The following is a 23,609-nucleotide window of genomic DNA, read 5'->3' as shown; positions in this document are numbered from 1 at the left end:
CAGTCGGACTGATTGCTGTGCTCATTCTAAGGTTCCACGGTTTGGGTGTTTTATTAGGATTAAAAATCGGCCGCAAGTATGGAGAAAGCAGGGGGTCATTGCAACGCGCCATGACCTGGGTCAATGCATTTCAAATGCTGATTCTGCGGCCTTTCCATGCGCCGCGTATGGACAAAATTGCCCAAGGGCAAAATGTCTCGGCGGACTCGATAGGCGAGGGGGTCAGGTCGGATGTAACGGAGTGTGTTCAAACGCAACGATTGGGTGACCGAAGGCAATCGGCGCGACAGCCGGTATCTACCAGCCTTTGCGGCCTGTCATCGGGCAGATTCGTCTAACACATCCTTCTGGGTCGACCTGGAACCAGCGCTGGCCAGTCCGCATCGGGGGAAGCTTAGACCCGAATCCGGGGATCCGAAAGGAAGACTAATCGAGGGTGCGACAATGAGTCGCAAAGGGGCAGGGAACTGCCGCATTCCTCAGAATGCGGCAGCAGGGCGGTCGGGGTTTATTTGCGGTTGTCCTCAGCTTGCAAACGCTCGGTATTCAAACCGTGGGACAGGCTGTACACATATGCAGCCAGCAGTTGCACCTTATCGTTGCCGAGCAGTTCGTTCTGCGCCGGCATATGGCCCTGGCGTCCATGACGAATCGTTTGCTCAAGCTGGGTCAGGCTGGTGCCATAGATGAAGCCGGCCGGGTGCGTCAGGTTCGGCGCGCCCATGGCTTCGGTGCCTTTGCCGTTAGCCCCGTGACAGGCAACGCAGGTGGTGCTGAACGCTTGCTGACCGGCTTGCAGGTCGGCGCTGCTGTCGGCTGGCATCGGCAACCCGGCCAGTTCATGGCGTACATAAGCGGCGACGTTCTTCACGCCTTGCTCGCCGAGGATTTCACCCCAGGCCGGCATCGCCGCCATGCGTCCGCCCATGATGGTGGTCTTGATCGTTTCGGCGCTGCCGCCCCAACGCCAGTCACTGTCCGCCAGGTTAGGGAAACCGTATGCACCCTTGGCGTCCGAGCCGTGGCACACCGAGCAATTGGACGCAAACAGGCGACCACCCATTTTCAGCGCTTGCGGGTCTTTGGCTACTTCTTCCACAGGCATCGCAGCGAATTTGGCGAAGATCGGCCCGAATCTGGCATCGGCCTTGTCCATCTCCTTTTCCCATTCGTGCACGCCGGTCCAGCCATTTTCATAACCCGGCAGGATGCCTTTCCAGTTGCCCAGGCCCGGATAGAGGATCAGATAACCGACGGCAAACACCAGGGTGCCGGCGAACAACATGAACCACCATTGCGGCAGCGGATTGTCGTACTCCTCGATGCCGTCGAAGCTGTGGCCCATGGTCTGGTCGACGCTGCCCTTGGTTTCACCCTTGCGGGTGCCGATCAGCAGCCAGGTGAGGCCGACAAGGCTGCCGATGGTCAGTACGCAGATCCACGTACTCCAGAAAGTGGTCATGGCCGGGTACTCCTTGTGGCGGTTTCTTCAGTGATGTCGGTGTGTGGCTCATCGGCGAACGGCAGCAGACGCGCTTCGGCGAATTCCGGACTGCGTTTGCCGCTGAATACCCAAAGGGTGAGGCCGACGAAGGCCACGAACACCACGACGGTGCCCAGGCCGCGGATCATTCCAGTGCTCATCTCAACAACCATGGCTCACCTCTTGCTCTTGATGGCAGTGCCGAGCACTTGCAGGTAGGCGACCAGTGCGTCCATCTCGCTCTTGCCCTTGAGCGAGGCCACGGCGCCGGTGATGTCGTCGTCGGTGTACGGCACGCCCAGGGTGCGCATGGCGCGCAGCTTGGTTTCGGTGTGGCTGCTGTCGAGCTGATTGGCCACCAGCCACGGGTAGGCCGGCATCTTCGATTCCGGCACTACGTTGCGCGGGTTGTACAAATGCGCGCGGTGCCAGTCATCCGAGTAACGCGCACCGACCCGCGCCAGGTCTGGCCCGGTACGTTTCGAGCCCCACAGAAACGGGTGATCCCACACGCTTTCGCCGGCCACCGAGTAGTGGCCGTAACGTTCGGTCTCGGCGCGAAACGGGCGGATCATCTGCGAGTGGCAGCCGACGCAGCCTTCGCGGATATAAATGTCGCGACCTTCCAGTTGCAGTGCGGTATAGGGCTTCATGCCTTCCACGGGTTTGTTGGTCACGTCCTGAAAGAACAGCGGGACGATCTGGGTCAGGCCGCCAATGCTCACGGCGAGCACCATCAACAGCAGGAGCAGGCCGACGTTTTTCTCGATTGTTTCGTGTTTCATGGCGGACTCCTCAGGCCATCTGCGCGGCAGCGACGACGTCGGCAGGCTGCGAGGCCCGCACGGTGCGCCAGGTGTTGTAAGCCATCAGGAACATGCCACTGAGGAAGACTGCGCCGCCGATCAGTCGCACGACGAAGCCAGGGTGGCTGGCCACCAGCGTCTCGACGAAGGAGTAGGTCAGCGTGCCGTCCTCGTTCACGGCGCGCCACATCAGGCCCTGGGCGATGCCGTTGACCCACATCGAAGCGATGTACAGCACGGTGCCGATGGTCGCGAGCCAGAAGTGCGCGTTGATCAAGCCGATGCTGTGCATCTGCTCGCGGCCGAAGACTTTCGGGATCATGTGATACAGGGCACCGATGGAAATCATCGCCACCCAGCCCAGGGCGCCAGCGTGTACGTGGCCGATGGTCCAGTCGGTGTAGTGGGACAGGGCGTTGACGGTCTTGATCGCCATCATCGGGCCTTCGAAGGTTGACATGCCGTAGAACGCCAGCGACACCACCAAAAAGCGCAGGATCGGGTCGCTGCGCAACTTATGCCAGGCGCCCGAGAGGGTCATCATGCCGTTGATCATGCCGCCCCAGCTTGGAGCCAGCAGCACCAGCGACATCACCATGCCCAGCGACTGCGCCCAGTCCGGCAGCGCGGTGTAGTGCAAGTGGTGAGGGCCTGCCCAGATGTACAGGGTGATCAGCGCCCAGAAGTGCACGATCGACAGGCGATAGGAATACACCGGGCGCTCGGCTTGTTTGGGCACGAAGTAATACATCATCCCCAGAAAGCCGGCGGTGAGGAAAAAGCCCACGGCGTTGTGGCCGTACCACCACTGCACCATTGCGTCGGTAGCGCCGGCATACAGCGAGTAGGACTTGGTGATGCTCACCGGCAGCTCAAGGTTGTTGACGATGTGCAGGATGGCGACAGTGACGATGAACCCGCCGAAGAACCAGTTGCCCACATAAATGTGCTTGGTCTTGCGCTGCATGATCGTGCCGAAGAACACGATGGCGTAGGCGACCCAGACGATGGTGATCAAGATGTCGATCGGCCATTCCAGCTCGGCGTATTCCTTGGAGCTGGTGTAGCCCAGCGGCAAGCTGATGGCTGCCAGAAGGATCACCAGTTGCCAGCCCCAGAAGCAGAACGCGGCGATTTTGGGGGCAAACAATTGGGTCTGGCAGGTGCGTTGCACGGAATAGAACGAACTGGCGAACAAGGCGCAGCCACCAAAAGCGAAGATCACTGCGTTGGTGTGCAGCGGGCGCAAACGGCCGAAACTGGTCCACGGCAAATTGAAGTTGAGTTCGGGCCAGACCAACTGGGCCGCGAGAAAAACCCCGAGCCCCATGCCGACGATGCCCCACACCACCGTCATAATGGCGAATTGGCGGACCACCTTGTAGTTGTAGGCGGTACTGATAGAAGTGTTCATGGTTCCCCATCCACGGTTCAGCCGAAGCGAGCGCCAGCGGCGCATCCTTCGCCTGGAGTTATAGGCAGACTAAAAGCGAGGCAAGCATGGACAAAGGGCACAAGGCCGGTATTGACGGGGATCAATGGGCGCAGTGTGTGCGTGATCATGGATGGTTGTGGGATGGGGCTTCAGGCACCGCTCGCGCGACGTTGATCCTGGCCCATGGCGCCGGCGCGCCGATGGACAGCGACTGGATGAACGACATGGCCGCACGCCTCGCGGCACACGGCGTCAATGTGTTGCGCTTCGAGTTTCCGTACATGGCGCAGCGGCGTGTCGATGGCGGCAAACGTCCACCGAATCCGGCGCCGAAATTGCTGGAATGCTGGCGCGAGGTGCATGCCGTGGTTCGACGTCATGTCACCGGGTCGCTCGCCATCGGCGGCAAATCCATGGGCGGGCGCATGGCCAGTTTGCTTGCTGATGAGTTGGGCGCGGATGCGCTGGTGTGCCTGGGTTATCCGTTTTATGCGGTCGGCAAACCCGAAAAGCCGCGAGTTGAGCATTTGGCTTCTTTGAAAACCCGCACGTTGATTGTGCAGGGCGAACGGGATGCGTTGGGAAATCGGCAGGCGGTCGAAGGGTACGAACTGTCGCCGAGCATCGAGGTGTTCTGGCTGGTGGCGGGGGATCATGATTTGAAACCGTTGAAGGCTTCCGGGTTTAGCCATGAGCAGCATCTGGCTGCGGCGGCGGAGCGGGTGGCTGCATTTCTTCAGTGATCTGTGGTGTGACCTGCAAACCTTGTGGGAGCTAGCCTGCTAGCGATGGCGGCGGCACATTCCACATCTTCTTTGAATGTGAAGCCCCAATCGCTAGCAGGCTAGCTCCCACAGTGATTTGTGGTGTTCACAAAATTTGTGATCGACTCAATACCTGTGGGAGCTGGCTTGCCAGCGATGACGGCCTCACAGGCAACATCACTTTCACAGGGCCAATAAAAAACCCGGAAGCTTCCACTGTCCGGGTTTTTTATCGATCGGCAACGATCAGCGGTTAAACCGCTCCACCAACGAATACTGGGTATTGGCCGTCTTCGTTAGTTCTTCACTCAGCAGCGCCGAGTTCTGTGCCTGTTCCGAAGTCTGATCTGCCAGTTCCGAAATATTGCTGATGTTGCGGCTGATTTCTTCGGCCACGGCACTTTGCTCTTCGGTCGCTGCGGCGATCTGGGTGGTCATGTCGGTGATGTTGGCCACCGCTTCGCTGATCCCCACCAGTGCCTGATCCGCTTCCAGAACCCGCGCCACACCTTCTTCAGCCTGACGATGCCCTGCCTCCATGGTCTGCACGGCGGTGCCGGCGGTTTGCTGCAGCTTGGCGATCAGCGCGTGAATCTGCCCGGTGGACTCGCTGGTGCGTTGCGCCAGCTGACGGACTTCATCGGCCACTACCGCAAAACCACGGCCCATCTCACCGGCACGGGCCGCTTCGATGGCGGCGTTGAGTGCCAACAGGTTGGTCTGGTCAGCGATGCCCTTGATCACATCGACCACGCCACCAATTTCGTCGCTGTCCTTGGCCAGTTGGGTCACCGTCATTCCGGTTTCCCCGACGACCACCGACAGGCGCTGAATCGCTTCGCGGGTTTCCCCGGCAATGTCACGACCGCGACTGGTCAGGCGATTGGCTTCCTGAGTTGCATCAGCGGTGCGCTGCACATGGCTGGCGACTTCCTGGGTCGTCGCGGCCATCTGATTGACCGCGGTAGCGACTTGCTCGGTTTCGACGCGCTGGCGTTCCAGGCCGCTGGAGCTGTTGTGCGCCAGGGCATCGGACTGTTTCGCTTGGTCGGTCAGGTGCTCGGCGGTGTCCTGCAGACGGGTCAGGCAGGTTTTCAGCCGCGCTTCCTGGCTGAGGATCGACATCTCCAGGCGCGCCTGGGCGCCGCGGCTATCGGTGTACATCTGCGCGATCAACGGGTCGGACGTGGTCTGCTCGGCCAAGCGCAGCAAACGCTTGATGCCACGCTGCTGCCAGCTCAGGCCCATCAGGCCCAGCGGCACCGAAAGACCGGCGGCGAGGGCAAAACCCCACTGCGAAGTCAGGGTGGCACCGATCATGAAGCTCAACTGGCTGACAAGAATGAATGGCAGCCAGTCCTGCAGAACCGGTAACCATTTATCGGTGGAAGGAACGGCCGACTTGCCCTGGTTGATGCGTTGATAGAGCGCTTCGGCGCGACGGATCTGTTCGGCGGTGGGTTTGATCCGCACCGACTCGTAACCAATCACCTGATTGCCTTCGAAGATCGGCGTCACATAGGCGTTAACCCAATAGTGATCACCGCTCTTGCAGCGATTCTTGACAATGCCCATCCATGGCAAGCCTTGTTTCAGTGTGCCCCACATGTGCGCGAACACCGATGACGGGACATCGGGGTGACGCACCAGGTTATGCGGTGCACGGATCAATTCCTCACGTGAAAACCCGCTGATCTCGACGAAAGCGTCGTTGCAGTAGGTGATCATGCCCTTGGCGTCGGTGGTTGAAATCAACCGTTGCTGACCAGGAAAGGTCCGTTCGCGTTGTGTAATAGGCTGGTTGTTACGCATGGCTGGTTCAATCCGTGAGGCTTTGACAGGGTGTCGGCGGGGTCGGGGATTTGTTGAGTTTTTATTTTTTGCAGCCAATTCTAAAAGTCGAGCGCCAACGTAAATCCTTCGACTCCCCTAAAACCCCTGTGGGAGCGAGCCTGCGCGCGATTGCGGTATTTCAGTCAACGATGATTTTGAATGTGACGGCCCCATCGCGAGCAGGCTCGCTCCCACAAGTATTGTGTGACCTCAAACAAAAACACCGCCCGAGGGCGGTGTCGTTGTCAGGAACAATTCATGAAGCAATCAACTGTCGCAACACGTAGTGCAAAATCCCGCCCGACTTGAAGTATTCCACTTCATTAAGCGTATCGATCCGACACAACACGTCGACCTTTTCCTGGACGCCGTTTTCACGGGTGATGACCAGGGTAAGGTGCATTCGGGGCATCAGTTCAACGCCCGTCAGGCCGAGGATATCCACCGTTTCCGTGCCACGAAGGTTGAGGCTCTTGCGGTTTTGATCAAGCTTGAATTGCAGTGGCAGCACACCCATGCCCACCAGGTTGGAGCGGTGGATCCGCTCGAAACTTTCCGCGATGACCGCTTTTACCCCAAGCAAATTGGTACCTTTGGCCGCCCAGTCGCGGCTCGATCCGGTGCCGTATTCCTGCCCGGCGATGACCACCAGCGGCGTGCCTGCGGCTTGATAACGCATGGCCGCGTCGTAGATCGCCAGCTTCTCCCCGGTGGGAATGTAGAGGGTATTGCCGCCTTCTTCGCCACCGAGCATTTCGTTGCGGATGCGAATGTTGGCGAAGGTACCGCGCATCATCACCTCATGATTACCGCGCCGTGAACCGTAGGAGTTGAAGTCCCGAGGCTCCACGCCTTTCTCTCGAAGGTAACGACCCGCCGGGCTGTCGGCCTTGATGTTGCCGGCCGGGGAGATGTGGTCGGTGGTGACTGAATCGCCGAGCAGCGCGAGCACGCGCGCGCCAGTGACGTCCTTGACCACAGGAGGTGGCCCGCCGATGCCGTCAAAGAACGGTGGATGCTGAATGTAGGTTGAATCGTCCTGCCAGACGTAGGTGGCCGCTTGCGGCACCTTGATCGCTTGCCACTGTTCGTCGCCGGCAAACACTTCGGCGTACTCCTTGTGGAACATCGCGGTGTTGACCTGTTCCACGGCGTCGGCGATTTCCTGGCTGCTCGGCCAGATGTCCCGCAGGTAAACCAGGTTGCCGTGCTGGTCCTCGCCCAGAGGTTCGCGGGAGAGGTCAATGCGTACGGTGCCGGCCAGCGCATAAGCGACCACCAGCGGCGGCGAGGCCAGCCAGTTGGTTTTCACCAGTGGATGGACCCGACCTTCGAAGTTACGGTTGCCCGATAGTACGGAAGCAACGGTGAGGTCGGCTTGCTGGACGGCTTTTTCGATCGGTTCCGGCAAGGGGCCGGAGTTGCCGATGCAGGTGGTACAGCCATAACCGACCAGGGCAAAACCCAGTTCATCGAGGTAGCGCGTCAGGCCGGCGGCCTTGTAGTAGTCCGTGACCACTTTCGAACCGGGCGCCAGCGAGCTTTTCACCCACGGCTTACGGCGCATGCCTTTTTCCACGGCTTTTTTCGCCACCAGGCCGGCGGCCATCATGACGCTCGGGTTGGAGGTGTTGGTGCAGGACGTAATCGCGGCGATCACCACGGCGCCGTTTTTCAGCCGGTGGGTCTGGCCCTCGAATTCGTAGTCCGCTTCGCCGGCCATGTCTGCATTGCCCACAGCCACGCCGCCACCGCCCTCGCTTTCCAGGCGACCTTCTTCCTTGCTGGTGGGTTTGAGCTGGACGCCGAGGAAGTCGCTGAACGCTTGCGCGACATTTGGCAGCGCCACCCGGTCTTGCGGGCGTTTTGGGCCGGCGAGGCTGGCTTCGACGCTGGCCATGTCCAGTGCCAGGCTGTCGGTGAATACCGGCTCCTTACCCGGCAGGCGCCACAGGCCTTGCGCCTTGCTGTAGGCCTCGACCAGTTTCACGGTTTCGATGGGGCGGCCGGACAGGCGCAAATACTCCAGCGTCACGTCATCCACCGGAAAGAAGCCACAGGTGGCGCCATACTCCGGTGCCATGTTGGCGATGGTTGCACGGTCGGCCAAGGGCAAGTCAGCGAGGCCATCGCCATAGAATTCGACGAATTTGCCGACCACCCCTTTCTTGCGCAGCATCTGGGTGACGGTCAGCACCAGGTCGGTGGCGGTGATGCCTTCCTTGAGTTTGCCGGTGAGTTTGAAGCCGATCACTTCCGGAATCAGCATCGATACCGGTTGGCCGAGCATCGCCGCTTCCGCTTCGATCCCGCCCACGCCCCAGCCGAGCACGCCGAGGCCGTTGATCATGGTGGTGTGGGAATCGGTGCCGACCAGCGTGTCGGGGAAGGCATAGGTACGACCGTCCTCGTCCTTGGTCCAGACCGTGCGGCCGAGGTATTCCAGGTTCACCTGGTGACAAATCCCGGTGCCGGGTGGCACGACGCTGAAATTGTCGAAGGCGCTTTGACCCCAGCGCAGGAACGCATAACGTTCACCGTTGCGCTGCATTTCAATTTCGACGTTCTGTTCAAAGGCGCTGCTGGAGGCGAACTTGTCGACCATCACCGAGTGGTCGATCACCAGGTCTACCGGCGACAGCGGATTGATTCGCTGCGGATCGCCGCCGGCCTTGGCCATCGCGGCACGCATGGCGGCCAGGTCGACCACGGCGGGTACGCCGGTAAAGTCTTGCATCAATACCCGCGCCGGGCGGTACTGGATTTCCCGATCGGAGCGGCGCTCCTTGAGCCAGGCGGCAATCGCCTTGAGGTCGGCGCCGGTCACAGTCTTTTCGTCTTCCCAGCGCAGCAGGTTTTCCAGCAGCACTTTCAACGACATCGGCAGCTTGCCCAGGTCACCCAGGCTTTTGGCGGCATCCGGCAGGCTGAAGTAGTGATAGATCTTGTCGTCGACTTGCAGGGTTTTCAGGGTTTTGAGGCTATCGAGGGACGGCATCGCGTTCACTCCTTTAAGTCCGCACGGCTACGGACTGAGGGGACGGGCAGAGCATTAAACCTAGCTCTGTTTTAAGTAGCTGGCTAATAACTGGACTCTATGGGCAAGTCCCGGGTTCCGAAGTCGGCTATCATGCGCCGGTTTTCGTGACAGGCTTTGCTTCAGGGCAAGTCTTGGCATCGCGCAGTGGTTGAATGTCTCGCCATCTGCCCAGGAGTAAGAATGAACACCCTTTTTATGCATTGCCGGCCGGGCTTCGAAGGCGAAGTCTGTTCCGAGATTTCCGACCTTGCCGCACAACTGAATGTGGCCGGTTATGCCAAGGCCAAGGCCGCCAGTGCCTGCGCTGAATTTGTCTGCACCGAAGAAGATGGCGCCGAGCGCCTGATGCGTGGTCAGCGTTTCGCCGATTTGATCTTTCCGCGCCAATGGGCTCGGGGCAGCTTCATTGATCTGCCGGAAAACGACCGAATCAGCGTGATCCTCGCCCATATGGCGGACTTTCCGCTGTGCGGCAGCCTGTGGCTGGAAATGGTCGACACCAACGATGGCAAGGAACTGTCGAACTTCTGCAAGAAATTCGAAGTTCACCTGCGCAAGGCGCTGATGGCGGCAGGAAAACTGGTGGATGACGCCAACAAGCCGCGACTGTTGCTGACCTTCAAGAGCGGTCGTGAAGTGTTTGTCGGCTTGGCTGAGTCGAACAACTCGGCAATGTGGCCGATGGGGATTCCGCGTTTGAAATTCCCCCGAGAGGCGCCGAGCCGTTCGACCCTGAAACTGGAAGAGGCCTGGCACCACTTCATCCCGCGCGATCAGTGGGATGAGCGCCTGCACAGTGACATGACCGGCGTCGACCTCGGCGCTGCGCCCGGTGGCTGGACCTGGCAACTGGTCAACCGTGGCATGCTGGTGACGGCGATCGACAACGGTCCGATGGCGGAAAGCCTGATGGATACGGGGCTTGTGCAGCACCTGATGGCCGACGGTTTCACCTTCAAACCCAAGCAGCCGGTGGACTGGATGGTCTGCGACATCGTCGAAAAACCGGCGCGCAACGCCGCGATGCTGGAAGAGTGGATCGGCGAGGGCCATTGCCGCGAAGCGGTGGTCAACCTCAAGTTGCCGATGAAGCAGCGTTATGCCGAAGTGAAGCGGTTGCTCGAACGCATTGCCGACGGCTTCAAGGCGCGGGGCATTCGCGTCGAGATCGGTTGCAAGCAGCTGTACCACGACCGTGAGGAAGTGACCTGTCATCTGCGCCGTCTGGATGTGAAAAAGCCGAAGTCTCGCTAATACACGTGGACCAATGTGGGAGCGGGCTTGCTCGCGAATACGGTGGGTCATTCAGCAATTATGTCGGCTGACAGTTCGCCTTCGCGAGCAAGCCCGCTCCCACAGGTACGGTGCTAGCCAAAAGATGACGTTGCACCCGGCAATGCGCGACAATGCCGGCAAGTTTCAGGAGTGAATCATGAGTGAAATGCTTGATAAACCGGTTGACGGCACCCTCGACGCCACCGGTCTGAACTGCCCGGAGCCGGTGATGATGTTGCACCAGCACATCCGTGACCTGGTGCCCGGCGGCCTGCTCAAGGTGATTGCCACCGACCCGTCGACCCGTCGCGATATCCCCAAGTTCTGTGTGTTTCTAGACCACGAACTGGTTGCGCAGCACGAAGACGCCGGCACCTACCTGTATTGGATTCGCAAGAAGTCCGACTAAGGGCAGAAGCAAACACAAACCCTGCAGCCATAAATTCGGTTGATCGAAAATTCTGTGGCCGACCCATGACTACTGTGGGAGCTAGCCTGCTAGCGATAGGGCCTTCACATTCAAAGAAGATGTCGAATGTGCCGCCGTCATCGCTAGCAGGCTAGCTCCCACAGTTTTTTGTGCCGGTAATAGAGGCTCAAACCACCGAGTGGCTGTTACGAATCCGTTTGCGCGCACTGCGCGTCAGGCGAATCGACAGCATCAGCGCCGCACAGCTCAAGCCGGCAATCAACCCTTCCCATAACCCGCTCGGGCCGCTGGCCGGACCGAGCCAATCGGTCAGTCCCAGCGCGTAACCGACCGGCAGGCCGATGCCCCAGTAGGCGAACAAGGTCAGGATCATCGTCACCCGAGTGTCCTGGTACCCACGCAACGCGCCAGCGCAAATCACCTGGATGGCATCGGAGAACTGGTACAGCGCGGCATAGACAATCAGCATCGATGCAATCTGGATCACGCTCTTGTCAGGGGTGTAGATCGAGGCGATCGGCTCGCGCAGGCACAAAATGAGCGTCGCTGAAAACGCCGCAAACACCAGCGCTGCACCGAGCCCGACTTTCGCCGCGAACCGCGCCTGATAAGGATTGCCGGCCCCCAGCGCCTGACCGACCCTTACGGTCACTGCCATTCCCAGCGAGTACGGAATCATGAACAGCAGCGAGCTGATGTTCAGGGCGATTTGATGTCCGGCAACCACGGTGGAACCCAGGCTACCGATCAACAGGGCAATGACTGCGAAAATGCTGGACTCGGCGAATACGGCGATCCCGATCGGCAGACCAATGCCGACCAGGCGCTTGATCAGGGCCCATTGCGGACAATCGAAGCGCACCAGTACTCGAGTGCGGGCATAGAAGGGTGCCCAGAACGTCCAGGCGGCCATGCTCAAGGCCATGAACCACATCACGATGCCGCTGGCCCAGCCGCAGCCGACGCCGCCCAGGGCCGGTGCGCCGAAATGGCCGTAGATCAGCGTGTAGTTCAGTGGAATGTTCAGCAGCAGGCCACACAAGCCAATGACCATGCTCGGGCGGGTGCGACCCATGCCATCGCTGTAGCAGCGCAGTACGTAATAGAAAGCCATGCCCGGCAAACCGAACGCGATACCGTGCAGGTATCCCATGCTCGGGTCGATCAGTTGCGGATCGACTTTCATCCAATGCAGGATCGGCTCGGCGCCCAGCAGCAGGCCACTGCCGATCAACCCGACGAACAGAGCGAGCCACAGCGCCTGACGCACCAGTGGACCGATCTCGTCCAGCTGCCCGGCGCCAAAGCGTTGTGCGACCTTGGGCGTGGTTGCCAATAAAACGCCGGACATCAAGAGATAGACCGGAATCCAGATCGAGTTACCCAAGGCCACCGAGGCCAGGTCCCGCGGGCTGACGCGGCCGGCCATCACCGCATCGACGAAGCCCATGGCCGTGGTGGCCAGTTGCGCGACCATGATTGGCACGGCCAGGCTGAGCAGGCCCTTGAGTTCCAGGCGAATCGGGGTCGTGCGAGGTTGGGTGGTAGTGGTGGTGTCAGTCACAGAATTCACAGGCGAAGCGTCCAAAGGGTTTTGATGCGCAAGGCGACGCATTCTACGCCTTGACGCAACGGTCAGGAAAAGACTGTGTTGAGGATTTGTAAATCTGCAGCTTTACACGAACTTGCGTAGGAGCTGCCGAAGACTGCGATCTTTTGATCTCGCTTTAAAAAACAAAATCAAAAGATCGCAGCCTTCGGCAGCTCCTGCAGGGGGGATCAACGCGCTAGGCGCCGGGCGTGATCTACGCCTAAACTGCCGGTCCGCCAAAGGAGCCTGCCATGTTGATTGTTGCCGACGAAAATATTCCCCTGCTCGATGCCTTTTTTGGAGGTTTCGGTGAAATTCGCCGGGTGCCGGGACGTTCCATCGACCGCGCCACCGTCGAGCAGGCCGACGTATTGCTGGTGCGCTCGGTGACCAACGTCAACCGTGCCTTGCTTGAAGGCAGCAAGGTGCGCTTTGTCGGTACCTGCACCATCGGCACTGATCACCTGGACCTGGAATACTTTCAGCAAGCCGGGATCACCTGGTCCAGCGCGCCGGGTTGTAATGCCCGGGGTGTGGTCGACTATGTGCTCGGCAGCCTGCTGACGCTGGCCGAGATCGAAGGCGTCGACCTGACCCAGCGCACCTACGGTGTGGTCGGGGCCGGTGAAGTGGGCGGGCGACTGGTCAAGGTCCTGCAAGGGCTGGGTTGGAACGTGCTGGTTTGTGATCCTCCACGGCAAGCAGCCGAAGCTGGCGACTACGTCAGCCTTGAAGAAATCATCGAGCAATGCGACGTCATCAGCCTTCACACACCATTGATCAAGCGAGGCTCGCAGTCGACCTGGCACCTGTTCGATAAAAAGCGCCTGAATCAACTCAAGCCAGGCGCCTGGCTGATCAACGCCAGTCGTGGGCCGGTGGTTAACAATACCGCGCTGCGTGATGTGCTGCTGGAGCGCGAAGACCTTCAAGCGGTGCTTGATGTCTGGGAAGGCGAGCCGGAAGTCGATGTAGCTTTGGCGGAACTCTGTGTTATCGCGACGCCGCACATTGCCGGATACAGCCTGGATGGCAAACAACGCGGGACGGCGCAGATCTATCAGGCCTATTGCGACTTCGCCGGGCAGCCGGTCAAGGTCAGCCTGAGCGATCTGTTGCCTGCACCTTGGCTGGCGCAAGTGTGCTTGAGTGCGCAAAGCGATCCAGCCTGGTCGCTGGCGATGCTGTGCCGCGGCGTGTACGACCCGCGCCGTGACGATGCGGATTTTCGCCGTAGCCTGGTCGGCAGCGTCAACGAGCAGCGCGCCGCGTTCGATGCATTGCGCAAGAACTATCCATCGCGACGGGAAATCGATGGGTTGACGGTGCGGATCGAGGGAAATGCACCAGAATTGCATCAAATCGTAGCGGCCCTCGGCGCAACCGCCATCTGAAGACCGGGATCGGATCCTGTAGGAGCTGTCGAGTGCAACGAGGCTGCGATCTTTTGATTTTGTTTTTAGTAGCAAGATCAAAAAATCGCAGCCTGCGGCAGCTCCACACAAGGCCGATCAAACCGCGGCCCATAAAAAACCCGGCCACCAAGGACCGGGTCAGAAGACGGTGGCTATATCACTTTTGTTCGGCAGGCTTGACCAATCGCTTGTCCAGTTCGCTGCACGCTTTCTGGATCATCTTTTCAGTGATCGGTACTTCGCGACCCTGTTCATCGATAATCGAGCAACCCAGAGACTGGTCTGGCTGCGTGCGGATCACTTGAATCTTGTCATCGCTGCTGTGTTGCAAGGACATGGCCTGTCTCCTCATCAGGTTGTATGCCTACTTTAATACCGCCAGGTGACCAGGCTGTGACAACTCCCTGCGATCAGTGCGAGGCGGCAGTACCAGTCCAACAGAAATACCGCGACGTTGCCACACAGACCTTAGACCGATAGCGTCTAGCGCCTAGTCTTGGTGGACATAATTAACCTGACTCATTGTGATTTACCCGGTTCCACCCCATTGATCGGTGTAGGTTGAACCCTATTGATCGAGCCGCCCTGGATGATGCCAATGCTCACTGTTCGACACCGCCGCGCCATTCGTCTGGCCAGCCGCTTCATCGCCCCTTATCGCTGGCATGCGTTCGGAGCCTTGCTGGCGTTGATCGTCACGGCGGGCATCACCTTGTCCATGGGGCAAGGGATTCGCATGCTGGTGGATCAGGGGTTCATGACCCAGTCGCCGCACCTGCTTAACCAATCCATCGTCGTGTTCATGCTGCTGGTGGTTGGATTGGCGGTCGGCACCTTCGCCCGGTTTTATCTGGTGTCGTGGATCGGTGAGCGCTGCGTCGCTGACATCCGTCGTCAGGTGTTCAACCATTTGATCTACCTGCATCCGGGGTTCTACGAAAACAACCGCAGCTCCGAAATCCAGTCACGCCTGACCGCCGATACCACGCTGCTGCAATCGGTGATCGGCTCTTCGTTGTCACTGTTTTTACGCAACCTGTTGATGGTGATCGGTGGGATCGTCCTGTTGTTTGTCACCAATCCCAAGCTCACCAGCATCGTCGTGGTCGCCTTGCCCTTGGTGATCGCGCCGATCCTGATCTTTGGCCGTCGAGTGCGAAACCTGTCGCGCTTGAGTCAGGACCGGATCGCCGATATCGGCAGCTATGTTTCCGAAACCCTTGGCCAAATTAAAACCGTGCAGGCCTATAACCATCAGTCCCAGGACGAACAGCGCTTTGCCGCAACCGTGGAGGAAGCGTTCAACACTGCGCGTAAACGCATCTTTCAACGGGCTTGGCTGATTACGCTGGTAATCGTACTGGTGCTGGGTGCGGTAGGCGTCATGCTCTGGGTCGGTGGCATGGACGTGATTGCCGGGCGCATTACTGCCGGCGAGCTGGCAGCGTTTGTTTTCTACAGCCTGATTGTTGGCAGTGCGTTCGGCACCCTGAGTGAAGTGATCGGCGAACTGCAGCGCGCTGCCGGCGCTGCTGAGCGGATTGCCGAATTGCTGCGCTCGGAAAACATCATTCAACCGCCCACCACCGATCTTGTGGTGTTGCCTGAGCGAGTGAACGGCGATTTGGAACTTCAGGACGTGCGTTTTTCCTACCCGTCGCGCCCCGAAAGCTATGCCGTCGACGGTTTGAGCCTGAGCATCCGGGCTGGCGAAACACTGGCATTGGTCGGGCCTTCAGGGGCCGGCAAGTCGACCGTTTATGACCTGCTTTTGCGCTTCTACGACCCTGCGCAAGGACGCATCCTGCTCGATGGCACGCCGTTGACCCGACTCGATCCGCTGGACCTGCGTCGCTGCTTCGCGCTGGTATCGCAAACCCCGGCCCTGTTTTTCGGCAGCATCGAAGAGAACATCCGTTATGGCAACCCTGCGGCGACGTTGGCCGAAGTCCAGGAAGCGGCAAAAATCGCCTACGCCCACGACTTCATTCAAGCCATGCCCAACGGTTACCAGACGCATCTGGGCGATGGCGGGCTCGGCTTGTCCGGCGGCCAGCGGCAGCGCCTGGCCATCGCCCGGGCGCTGCTGGTGGATGCGCCAATCCTGTTACTCGACGAAGCCACCAGCGCCCTTGATGCGCAAAGCGAGCACCTTATCCAGCAAGCGTTACCGAGCCTGATGAAAAACCGCACCACCCTGGTCATCGCCCATCGCCTGGCCACGGTAAAAAATGCCGACCGTATTGCGGTGATGGATCAAGGCAAGTTGGTGGCGGTGGGTACGCACCAGGAACTCATCGCCAGCAATGCGCTGTATGCGCGGTTGGCGGCGTTGCAGTTTGGCGCTGGTTTGGAGCGTGAAGAATATGGTTCCGAGAACGTCGGAAAGGGTCATGAGGTTGAATAAATGCTGTGAGGTTCGGGCATCATGTCCGCCTCAGTGACGAGCATGGATGAGGGAATGAGCCTTTACCAACCTCCGTTGACCTTGACCACGAAAATGCTCGCGTTGATCGCCGAAATCAGTGAGCAGATCGGTCAGCTATCGTCTGTGGATGACTCCCGGCAGACGCCTCAATTGCGGCGTGGCAATCGTATTCGGACGATTCAGGCTTCATTGGCTATTGAAAACAATACCCTCAGTATCGAGCAAGTGACTGCTGTACTGGCGGGGCGGCGAGTGCTGGGATTGCCCCGGGAAATCCAGGAGGTTCGTAATGCTTTCGCTGCCTACGAAGCCATGCCTCAATGGCAGCCCGCCCGTCGAGCTGACATGCTTCGAACCCATGAGCTGCTAATGCATGGCTTGATCGATGATTTCGGACAGCTTCGCCAAGCTGGTGTTGGAATCTACCGTGGCGATCGATTGTTCCATATGGCGCCTCCACCGAGTCGCGTTCCGCATTTGATTGACGATTTGCTGGCATGGGTTGGCCATTCAGATTGGCATCCGTTGATTATCAGTTGTGTATTTCATTACGAGTTCGAATTTATTCATCCCTTCGCGGATGGTAACGGGCGCATGGGTCGTCTTTGGCAAACATTGATCCTGAGCCAGTGGCGCCCGATATTGGCCTATCTTCCGGTCGAAGCGGTTATCCGGGAGCAGCAGGATGCTTACTACGCGGCATTGTCGGCGGCGGACCAGTTGGCCGAGTCGACGCCTTTCGTCGAGTTCATGCTTCAGGCCCTGAGCGTGGCGCTTCGGGAGGCGGCCGGAAGCGAGGCACTAACCGACCCAGTAATCGACCCAGTAACCGACCAAGTAGCGAAACTGCTTGGGGTGCTTCACGGGAACGCTCCGCTCAAGATTAGCGAGCTGATGGTGCAGATAGGGTTGGTTCATAAGGCAACCTTTAGGGCCAACTATCTGAAACCGGCGTTGGCTAAAGGTTTGGTTGAGATGACTTCTCCGGACTCACCCAATAGTCCGGCTCAACGGTATCGCTTGACCGATCAAGGCGAACAGGCTGCTAAAAAAGCCGGGGTGGCGTAGTTAGACCAAAAAAAGCCCGCATCGATTGAGCGGGCATTTTTTAAAACAAGATCAAAAGATCGCAGCCTGCGGCAGCTCCTACGTAACCGGCATTACCGGTTACTGATCATCGAAATACCGCTCATGCCAATCCACGATCGGCTGTGGTGAGTTGAGTTTTTGGCCGTAGATCACCGAATACGACAACACGTTTTGCACGTACTGACGGGTTTCGTCGAACGGGATGCTTTCTACCCATACATCGAAGCTCAGGTGATCCGCGCCGCGCAGCCACTGGCGCACGCGGCCGGGGCCGGCGTTGTAGGCGGCGGAGGCGAGGACGCGGTTGCCGTTGAACTGGCTGTGCACCTGGCTCAGGTAGGCGGCGCCGAGCTGGATGTTTTTGTCCGGGTCGAACAGTTGCTGTGGCGAAGCGTAAGGAATACTGAACTTGCGCGCCGTTTCCTTGGCCGTGGCGGGCATCAACTGCATCAAGCCCGAGGCGCCGACGCCAGAGCGGGCATCGTCCATGAAGGCACTTTCCTGACGGGTGATGGCAAACACCCAGCTGGAGTGCAGGCCACGATTTTTGGCTTCACGCACCAGCGTATTGCGGTGCGCCATCGGGAATCGAATATCCAGGTCATCCCAATACTGCGCCTGGCTGATCGTGCGAATCGCCGGGAAATACCATTTCAAGTCATAGGCCAGTTTTGCCTGGGCAACCATTTCATCGCGGCTGAAATGGCGGCTGACGTGATACCACTCGCGACGTCCATCGACGATCTGCCCGCGGGCATGGAACTCGAGGGCGCGACGAACACCGGGGGTATTGCGCACTTTATTGATCAGTGCCTGGCTGAGTACCAGCGGTTTATTGGTCAGCGAGTAGGGTGACTGCGATCGGTCGGCGGCGAGAAACCCGTAGAAGTCGCGTTCGCGAGCCAGGTTTTTATAGAGGTTTTGCGCTTCCGGATTCTGTGGCTGTGCCAGTTCCAGGCTACGGGCCTGCCAATAGCGCCAGCGATTGGTGGTGGCCAGGTCTTGCGGCAGGCGGCGGGTCAGCTGATAGGCATCGTCCCAGCGTGCCAGGCGCAGGAGCAGGCGCAAGCGCCATTCGGACACTGTGTTGTCACGCAGTTCCGGATCGTATTTGGTCATCATGTCCAGCGCACGGCTGTCGAAGCGACGGGCGAGGGTCAAGCCGATTTCCCGGGCGATGGCCACTTTTTCGTCGCGGGAAAAGTGCATGCTGCTGGCATAACCGTCGAGCAGGGCCATCGCCCGGTCCGGGTCCTGGCGGGCGAGGCGGCGCAGACCGAGGCTGACCACATCCGACATCGGCTCGTCGGCCGGGGTGAAGCGCGACGGTTGGTTCAACAGTTCCGGGTTTTGCGCCACATCCACCAGCAAACGGCCACGAGGGGCGAGGGTGGTCAGGCCGTTGGCCAGGCTGATGGCCAGTGGGTAATTGCGCGCCTGGGCGGCAAGCTTGGTGCGCTCCCAGCGTTTTTGCTCGGTCAACTGGCCTTCGGCGGCCCACATGCCGAACAGCGCGTCACACGCCGCTGGTTGCGATTTGCCGGTCAGCCAGAGCTTGTTGGCGCTGGCATAGCCTTCGGATTTGAGGTTATGGCTGATCTGGTACTGCGCGTTCAGGCAGTCCAGTTCAGTGAAGTTCATCTTGGGGTCGTAGTATTTGACGAAGGTGGCCCAGTCGCCGCGATCGGCCAGCCAACGCAGCCAGCGCAGCTTCATCCAGTTGGCTTGGGGCAGGTCGCCGTGCTCAGCAAGGAATTTCTCGATTTCCGCGTTGCTGGCGGTTTTCAGTCGCGCGGTCAGTTCGTCGTAGGCCAGGTAGGGTTCCAGCGGATAGTCTGCCAAGGCCTGGCTGTAACGGAAATACGGGCCGGTATCACCCTTGGCCAGGGCGCGCTTGGCTTCATCGTAATATTGGCGTTGGGTGGACAGGTCTACCGCCTGGGCGCATTGAACGGCAGCGGCAGACAATAAAAAACAGGACAAAAAATTGAGAAGGCGACTGCGCATGAGACGTCCAGACAGTAAAAACATGACAAGTGCTGGCGATGCCCACACTGAATTATTCGTAGCTTAGCCTTTTGCCAGCAGCGGGTGAAAGCTTTGCGGACCTGTCGGCATCAGTTCGCAACATTTGTTGTGCAGAGTGCTTCGACAGTGAAATTGCCGGCCTTCTGATGCCTCGATTCAGGTAGAATGCGCGCCCGGTTTTTGGAGAAGCTCATGACCCTGCTCAAATTCAGCGATGTGTCCCTTGCTTTCGGCGCTATGCCGTTGTTGGACAAGGTGTCCTGGCAGATCGCCCGTGGAGAGCGGGTGTGCATCATCGGCCGCAATGGCACTGGCAAGTCCAGCATGATGAAGCTCGTCAAGGGCGACCAGAAGCCCGATGACGGCGCCGTTTGGCGCGCTCCGGGCCTCAAAATTGGCGAATTGCCGCAAGAATTGCCGGTAGCCGACGAGCGGACCGTGTTCGATGTGGTTGCCGAAGGGCTGGACGGTGTCGGCAAGTTGCTTGCCGAATACCACCACCTGAGCCAGAACATCGTCACCGACGCCGATCTGGACAAATTGATGCACGTCCAGCACGACCTCGAAGCCCGTGACGGCTGGCGTTTGCAGACGCTGGTGGACAGTACCTTGAGTCGTCTGCAGCTGCCTGCGGACAAGACCCTTGCCGAATTATCCGGTGGCTGGCGTCGTCGCGTCCTGTTGGCCCAGGCCCTGGTTTCCGAACCGGACCTGCTGCTGCTCGACGAACCGACCAACCACCTGGACATCGGTGCCATCGCCTGGCTCGAAGAGGCACTGAAGGACTTTCAGGGCGCCGTGTTGTTCATCACGCACGACCGTTCCTTCCTGCAAAACCTGGCAACCCGCATCCTCGAATTGGACCGCGGTGGTCTGATCGACTGGAACGGCGACTACGCCAGTTTCCTCGTACACAAGGAAGCCGAGTTGGCCGCCGAGGCCACCGCCAACGCGCTGTTCGACAAGCGCCTGGCCCAGGAAGAAGTGTGGATTCGCCAAGGCATCAAGGCTCGTCGTACCCGTAACGAGGGTCGTGTACGTGCTTTGAAAGCTCTGCGCGTCGAGCGCAGCGAACGTCGCGAGCGCACCGGCAAGGCCAATATCCAGCTGGATACCGCTGAAAAGTCCGGCAAGCAGGTGATGGTGCTCGAGAACGTGAGCTTCGCCCATCCGGACGGCCCGTTCCTGATCAAGGATTTCTCGATGGTGTTGCAGCGTGGCGACCGTATTGGTCTGCTCGGCGCCAACGGCACCGGAAAGACCACGCTGCTCAAGCTGATGCTCAGTGGTCTGCAACCCACCAGCGGCAAGGTGGAAGAGGGGACGAAGATCGACGTCGCCTACTTCGACCAGTTGCGTCATCAGCTGGATCTGGAAAAAACCGTGATCGACAACGTCGCCGAAGGTCGCGACTTTATCGATATCGACGGCCAGAGCCGCCACGTACTGAGTTATCTCGGTGACTTCCTGTTCAGCCCACAGCGTGCCCGCACGCCGGTCAAGGCGCTGTCCGGTGGTGAGCGTGCCCGCCTGTTGCTGGCCAAACTGTTCAGCAAACCGGCGAACCTGTTGGTACTCGACGAACCTACCAACGACCTCGACGTGGAAACCCTCGAACTGCTGGAAGAGGTCTTGCTGACCTTCAACGGCACCGTGCTGATGGTCAGCCACGACCGGGCATTCCTCGACAACGTGGTCACCAGCACTCTGGTCTTTGAAGGTGAAGGCAAGGTTCGCGAGTACGTAGGTGGGTATCAGGACTGGCTGCGTCAGGGCGGCTCGCCGCGCCTGCTCGGTGTGACCGAAAGCAAATCCGGCAAGGCCGACCTGAATTCTGCTGTGGTGAAGGCCGAGCCTGCGCCGGTTGCGGCTGCGGTCGATGCACCAGTGGCGAAGAAAAAGCTGAGCTACAAGTTGCAGCGTGAGCTGGAAGCATTACCGGGTCAGATCGAAGCCATGGAGCAGCAGATCGCCGCCGTTGAAGCACAGATGGCGGATGCAGGGTTCTACCTGCGCCCGGCGGCGGAAACCGCTGCTGTGATCGCTCAGCTGTCGCAGCTGCAGGCTGAACTCGAGGTGATGGTCGAGCGTTGGGCTGAGCTGGATGCCTGATTGATCCGGTCATGAAAAAGCCCGGCGTTCATTAATGAACGCCGGGCTTTTTCACGTTTGAATCGAGATTTTGTACCTGTAGGAGCGAGCTTGCTCGCGAAGAACCTGAGTGCGCCGCGGGGTGTCAGGCACCCAGCGTCATCGTTGACGTCCATCGCGAGCAAGCTCGCTCCTACAGTAGTGGCGTGGTGTCAGCTTTTGCTTTGCAGGCGCACCGCAAGCACATCGCAAGGCGCGCCATGCAGCACGTCATTGGCGGTGGAACCCAGCAGCAGTGCCAGGCCATGCCGGCCGTGACTGCCCACCACGATCATGTCGCAGTGCTGTTCCTTGGCCAGGTGGTGAATCTCCTGGCGTGGCTGGCCGTAGGTCAGGTGGCAGTTTTCCCGGGAGAGTTCCGGATACTTCACGATCAAGCGATCGAGGCGCTCCTTGGCCTGATCGAACTGTTGCTGTTGCAGTTGTGACAGGTCCATTGGCACGTCACCACCAAAGGCCATGGCCATGGGCTCGACAATGTGGACCATGGATAGTTTTGCGCCGCTGCCTACCGAAAGTTCGCGAGCGCGGTGTATGACAGGGTCGCACTCTTCGGTTAGATCTACAGCGACCAGAATATGCTCGTAGGGCATGAGGTGCTTCTCCTGAGAAACGCAATATTGGTAAGTATGGCTGGTTTCAAGCGCTTTGGTTCCTAGGTGGCCCAATCCGCTCATTCAAAATCGGGAGTACAGATATGACGGTCTGGATAGTGGTGTCAATCCTGCTGGTGGTACTAAGCCCCCTGGCATGGTTGCGACCATCGCGCCATCAGAGTGGTCGCATGGCCCTGCGCATGGAGGCGCGCCGCATCGGGCTGGCCATGCAATTGGCGCCCCAGGAGTGGCCGCACTGGCTCGGCCAGGAGCCGCCAAACCCTTGTGCGCAGTACCATCGGCCACGGCGCGGCATTCAGCCGGCTTGCTGGAGTTACTGGCAGAAGTCGCCGGGCGTTTGGGTGAATCAATGGCAGGAAATTTGCGAAGAACCTTCGCTGCTCAATCATTTCGAAAAATTGCCAAGCAACGTCTACAAGGTTGAGGCCGATAAGCAAATGATTGCCCTGTATTGGGGCGAGAAGGGCGAGGCTGAGGTCTTGCAGCACATCGATGCCACGCTCAAAGCACTTGCCTGACACTATTCCTGTAGGAGCAGCCGGTCGACGCTCGATTGCTCGCGAAAAACGTTAACGATGACGCGTTCATCCTGAATGGTCGCGGCGCCTAAAGGTTTTCGCGAGCAAGCTTGCTCCTACAGAAAGCCAAAGCAAAAGCAATAAAAAGCCCGACAACATCATCGGGCTGGATGGCCAGGCAGGCCGGTAATTCAGTTGTATTTCATCTTACGCCTGGCGTTCGCCAGCAGCGTTCAAATTTCCCAGAGGTTTCGCCAGCGTAGCTTGTTCCGCAAAGGCTGCAGCGAATTAGGGCGAATTTTCTAACGATTAATCCTATGAATGTCTCTACATGCAAACGCATGCAGTAGGTCGTTGTCCTACAGAAATGACCGCAAAGTCGCGTTTCAACTCGCATTTTGGGCGATTGACAATTGTCGGAAATTCCGTGAAGGTGGCGTACCCAAATCAAACGGGCGTATGAATTGAGCGTTTGTTTCAGATCGCTCTACAGAATCCCGACTATCGCGTTGGCGGGTGTGCCGGGGGAATGGGCGTAGCATCGACGATTGACGTCCCTGCCGAGCCATTCGCCTGCTGTCCGACGTGTACTGTTCAGCTTCCATATCGTGGAGATCAGTTGATGATTTACGAAGGTAAAGCCATCACGGTTAAGGCTCTTGAAAGTGGCATCGTCGAACTGAAGTTCGACCTCAAGGGTGAGTCC

General features: G+C 59.0%; 20 protein-coding genes. 10 read left to right on the top strand and 10 right to left on the bottom strand.

Annotated elements, in window-relative coordinates; all coding sequences use genetic code 11:
• Window positions 1–338, top strand: a 338-nt coding sequence (locus ACRESJ_RS24505) for a hypothetical protein (RefSeq protein WP_431760206.1), incomplete at its 5' end; no start/stop codon positions are given.
• 170 nt (window positions 339–508) lie between these two features.
• On the opposite strand, the gene ccoP is transcribed toward ACRESJ_RS24505, so the two are convergent.
• Genes ccoP through ccoN form a run of 4 tightly spaced genes read right to left on the bottom strand, consistent with a single transcriptional unit; the run spans window position 509 to window position 3,703 of the window.
• On the bottom strand, window positions 509–1,462 hold the full coding sequence (gene ccoP, locus ACRESJ_RS24500) for a cytochrome-c oxidase, cbb3-type subunit III (RefSeq protein ID WP_431760205.1): 954 nt from the start codon (window positions 1,460–1,462) through the stop codon (window positions 509–511).
• The gene (locus ACRESJ_RS24495) at window positions 1,459–1,656 is read right to left on the bottom strand and encodes a cbb3-type cytochrome oxidase subunit 3 (RefSeq protein ID WP_431760204.1); all 198 of its coding nucleotides are present in this window, start codon (window positions 1,654–1,656) and stop codon (window positions 1,459–1,461) included. Before ACRESJ_RS24495 ends, ccoP begins: the two co-directional genes overlap by 4 nt.
• Window positions 1,657–1,659: 3 nt before the next feature.
• On the bottom strand, window positions 1,660–2,268 hold the full coding sequence (ccoO, locus tag ACRESJ_RS24490; RefSeq protein WP_085723096.1) for a cytochrome-c oxidase, cbb3-type subunit II: 609 nt from the start codon (window positions 2,266–2,268) through the stop codon (window positions 1,660–1,662).
• A 10-nt stretch (window positions 2,269–2,278) separates the two neighbouring features.
• The gene (gene ccoN / locus ACRESJ_RS24485) at window positions 2,279–3,703 is read right to left on the bottom strand and encodes a cytochrome-c oxidase, cbb3-type subunit I (RefSeq protein ID WP_431760203.1); all 1,425 of its coding nucleotides are present in this window, start codon (window positions 3,701–3,703) and stop codon (window positions 2,279–2,281) included.
• A gap of 86 nt (window positions 3,704–3,789) precedes the next feature.
• Here ccoN and ACRESJ_RS24480 point away from each other — a divergent pair, with 86 nt between their 5' ends.
• Window positions 3,790–4,467, top strand: a complete 678-nt coding sequence (locus ACRESJ_RS24480; RefSeq protein ID WP_431760202.1) for an alpha/beta family hydrolase — start codon at window positions 3,790–3,792, stop codon at window positions 4,465–4,467.
• 267 nt (window positions 4,468–4,734) lie between these two features.
• On the opposite strand, the gene ACRESJ_RS24475 is transcribed toward ACRESJ_RS24480, so the two are convergent.
• Both ACRESJ_RS24475 and acnA read right to left on the bottom strand, forming a co-directional pair.
• On the bottom strand, window positions 4,735–6,300 hold the full coding sequence (locus ACRESJ_RS24475; protein ID WP_431760201.1) for a methyl-accepting chemotaxis protein: 1,566 nt from the start codon (window positions 6,298–6,300) through the stop codon (window positions 4,735–4,737).
• A 277-nt stretch (window positions 6,301–6,577) separates the two neighbouring features.
• Window positions 6,578–9,319 carry an aconitate hydratase AcnA gene (gene acnA / locus ACRESJ_RS24470; RefSeq protein ID WP_431760200.1) on the bottom strand — a complete coding sequence of 914 codons (2,742 nt, stop codon included), beginning with the start codon at window positions 9,317–9,319 and terminating at the stop codon, window positions 6,578–6,580.
• 222 nt (window positions 9,320–9,541) lie between these two features.
• On the opposite strand from acnA, the gene rlmM reads away from it, so the two are divergent.
• Window positions 9,542–10,615, top strand: coding sequence for a 23S rRNA (cytidine(2498)-2'-O)-methyltransferase RlmM (gene rlmM, locus ACRESJ_RS24465; protein WP_431760199.1), 1,074 nt, complete (start codon window positions 9,542–9,544; stop codon window positions 10,613–10,615).
• A gap of 178 nt (window positions 10,616–10,793) precedes the next feature.
• Window positions 10,794–11,045, top strand: coding sequence for a sulfurtransferase TusA (gene tusA / locus ACRESJ_RS24460; protein ID WP_431760198.1), 252 nt, complete (start codon window positions 10,794–10,796; stop codon window positions 11,043–11,045).
• A gap of 187 nt (window positions 11,046–11,232) precedes the next feature.
• Here the strand turns inward: tusA and ACRESJ_RS24455 are convergent, their stop codons facing one another.
• Entirely contained in the window at window positions 11,233–12,639 is a 1,407-nt protein-coding gene (locus ACRESJ_RS24455; protein ID WP_431760197.1) for an MATE family efflux transporter, read from the bottom strand.
• 269 nt (window positions 12,640–12,908) lie between these two features.
• Here ACRESJ_RS24455 and pdxB point away from each other — a divergent pair, with 269 nt between their 5' ends.
• The gene (gene pdxB / locus ACRESJ_RS24450) at window positions 12,909–14,051 is read left to right on the top strand and encodes a 4-phosphoerythronate dehydrogenase PdxB (RefSeq protein ID WP_431760196.1); all 1,143 of its coding nucleotides are present in this window, start codon (window positions 12,909–12,911) and stop codon (window positions 14,049–14,051) included.
• Window positions 14,052–14,229: 178 nt separating this feature from the next.
• Here pdxB and ACRESJ_RS24445 read toward each other — a convergent pair whose 3' ends face one another.
• Window positions 14,230–14,409 (bottom strand): PA1571 family protein, encoded by a 180-nt coding sequence (locus tag ACRESJ_RS24445; protein ID WP_431760195.1) that lies wholly within the window; start codon window positions 14,407–14,409, stop codon window positions 14,230–14,232.
• Window positions 14,410–14,670: 261 nt separating this feature from the next.
• Between ACRESJ_RS24445 and ACRESJ_RS24440 the strand changes: the two genes are divergently transcribed.
• Both ACRESJ_RS24440 and ACRESJ_RS24435 read left to right on the top strand, forming a co-directional pair.
• On the top strand, window positions 14,671–16,479 hold the full coding sequence (locus ACRESJ_RS24440) for an ABC transporter transmembrane domain-containing protein (protein WP_431760194.1): 1,809 nt from the start codon (window positions 14,671–14,673) through the stop codon (window positions 16,477–16,479).
• A gap of 54 nt (window positions 16,480–16,533) precedes the next feature.
• Window positions 16,534–17,568 (top strand): Fic family protein, encoded by a 1,035-nt coding sequence (locus ACRESJ_RS24435; protein WP_431760193.1) that lies wholly within the window; start codon window positions 16,534–16,536, stop codon window positions 17,566–17,568.
• A gap of 99 nt (window positions 17,569–17,667) precedes the next feature.
• Here the strand turns inward: ACRESJ_RS24435 and ACRESJ_RS24430 are convergent, their stop codons facing one another.
• A complete protein-coding gene (locus tag ACRESJ_RS24430; RefSeq protein WP_431760192.1) occupies window positions 17,668–19,596 on the bottom strand; it encodes a transglycosylase SLT domain-containing protein in 1,929 nt (642 codons plus the stop codon).
• A gap of 213 nt (window positions 19,597–19,809) precedes the next feature.
• On the opposite strand from ACRESJ_RS24430, the gene ACRESJ_RS24425 reads away from it, so the two are divergent.
• Window positions 19,810–21,729, top strand: a complete 1,920-nt coding sequence (locus ACRESJ_RS24425) for an ATP-binding cassette domain-containing protein (RefSeq protein ID WP_431760191.1) — start codon at window positions 19,810–19,812, stop codon at window positions 21,727–21,729.
• A 191-nt stretch (window positions 21,730–21,920) separates the two neighbouring features.
• Here the strand turns inward: ACRESJ_RS24425 and ACRESJ_RS24420 are convergent, their stop codons facing one another.
• Window positions 21,921–22,361 carry a universal stress protein gene (locus ACRESJ_RS24420; protein ID WP_431760190.1) on the bottom strand — a complete coding sequence of 147 codons (441 nt, stop codon included), beginning with the start codon at window positions 22,359–22,361 and terminating at the stop codon, window positions 21,921–21,923.
• Between the two features lie 104 nt (window positions 22,362–22,465).
• Between ACRESJ_RS24420 and ACRESJ_RS24415 the strand changes: the two genes are divergently transcribed.
• Window positions 22,466–22,903: a hypothetical protein gene (locus tag ACRESJ_RS24415; RefSeq protein ID WP_431760189.1), complete on the top strand. Its 438-nt coding sequence runs from the start codon at window positions 22,466–22,468 to the stop codon at window positions 22,901–22,903.
• Between the two features lie 622 nt (window positions 22,904–23,525).
• The coding region (locus ACRESJ_RS24410) for a hypothetical protein (RefSeq protein ID WP_431760207.1) at window positions 23,526–23,609 on the top strand (84 nt) is incomplete at its 3' end.

The organism is Pseudomonas sp., from assembly GCF_050739655.1.
Lineage (GTDB): Bacteria > Pseudomonadota > Gammaproteobacteria > Pseudomonadales > Pseudomonadaceae > Aquipseudomonas.
This window is presented reverse-complemented; position numbering and strand designations above follow the sequence as displayed.

Coding starts and splice junctions, on each gene's coding strand:
- ACRESJ_RS24480 (WP_431760202.1), top strand. CDS start 3,790: ATGGACAAAGGGCACAAGGCCGGTATTGACGGGGATCAATGGGCGCAG.
- ccoO (WP_085723096.1), bottom strand. CDS start 2,268: ATGAAACACGAAACAATCGAGAAAAACGTCGGCCTGCTCCTGCTGTTG.
- pdxB (WP_431760196.1), top strand. CDS start 12,909: ATGTTGATTGTTGCCGACGAAAATATTCCCCTGCTCGATGCCTTTTTT.
- ccoP (WP_431760205.1), bottom strand. CDS start 1,462: ATGACCACTTTCTGGAGTACGTGGATCTGCGTACTGACCATCGGCAGC.
- ACRESJ_RS24445 (WP_431760195.1), bottom strand. CDS start 14,409: ATGTCCTTGCAACACAGCAGCGATGACAAGATTCAAGTGATCCGCACG.
- ccoN (WP_431760203.1), bottom strand. CDS start 3,703: ATGAACACTTCTATCAGTACCGCCTACAACTACAAGGTGGTCCGCCAA.
- tusA (WP_431760198.1), top strand. CDS start 10,794: ATGAGTGAAATGCTTGATAAACCGGTTGACGGCACCCTCGACGCCACC.
- ACRESJ_RS24415 (WP_431760189.1), top strand. CDS start 22,466: ATGACGGTCTGGATAGTGGTGTCAATCCTGCTGGTGGTACTAAGCCCC.
- ACRESJ_RS24440 (WP_431760194.1), top strand. CDS start 14,671: ATGCTCACTGTTCGACACCGCCGCGCCATTCGTCTGGCCAGCCGCTTC.
- ACRESJ_RS24425 (WP_431760191.1), top strand. CDS start 19,810: ATGACCCTGCTCAAATTCAGCGATGTGTCCCTTGCTTTCGGCGCTATG.
- rlmM (WP_431760199.1), top strand. CDS start 9,542: ATGAACACCCTTTTTATGCATTGCCGGCCGGGCTTCGAAGGCGAAGTC.
- ACRESJ_RS24495 (WP_431760204.1), bottom strand. CDS start 1,656: ATGGTTGTTGAGATGAGCACTGGAATGATCCGCGGCCTGGGCACCGTC.
- ACRESJ_RS24435 (WP_431760193.1), top strand. CDS start 16,534: ATGAGCCTTTACCAACCTCCGTTGACCTTGACCACGAAAATGCTCGCG.
- ACRESJ_RS24430 (WP_431760192.1), bottom strand. CDS start 19,596: ATGCGCAGTCGCCTTCTCAATTTTTTGTCCTGTTTTTTATTGTCTGCC.
- acnA (WP_431760200.1), bottom strand. CDS start 9,319: ATGCCGTCCCTCGATAGCCTCAAAACCCTGAAAACCCTGCAAGTCGAC.
- ACRESJ_RS24475 (WP_431760201.1), bottom strand. CDS start 6,300: ATGCGTAACAACCAGCCTATTACACAACGCGAACGGACCTTTCCTGGT.
- ACRESJ_RS24420 (WP_431760190.1), bottom strand. CDS start 22,361: ATGCCCTACGAGCATATTCTGGTCGCTGTAGATCTAACCGAAGAGTGC.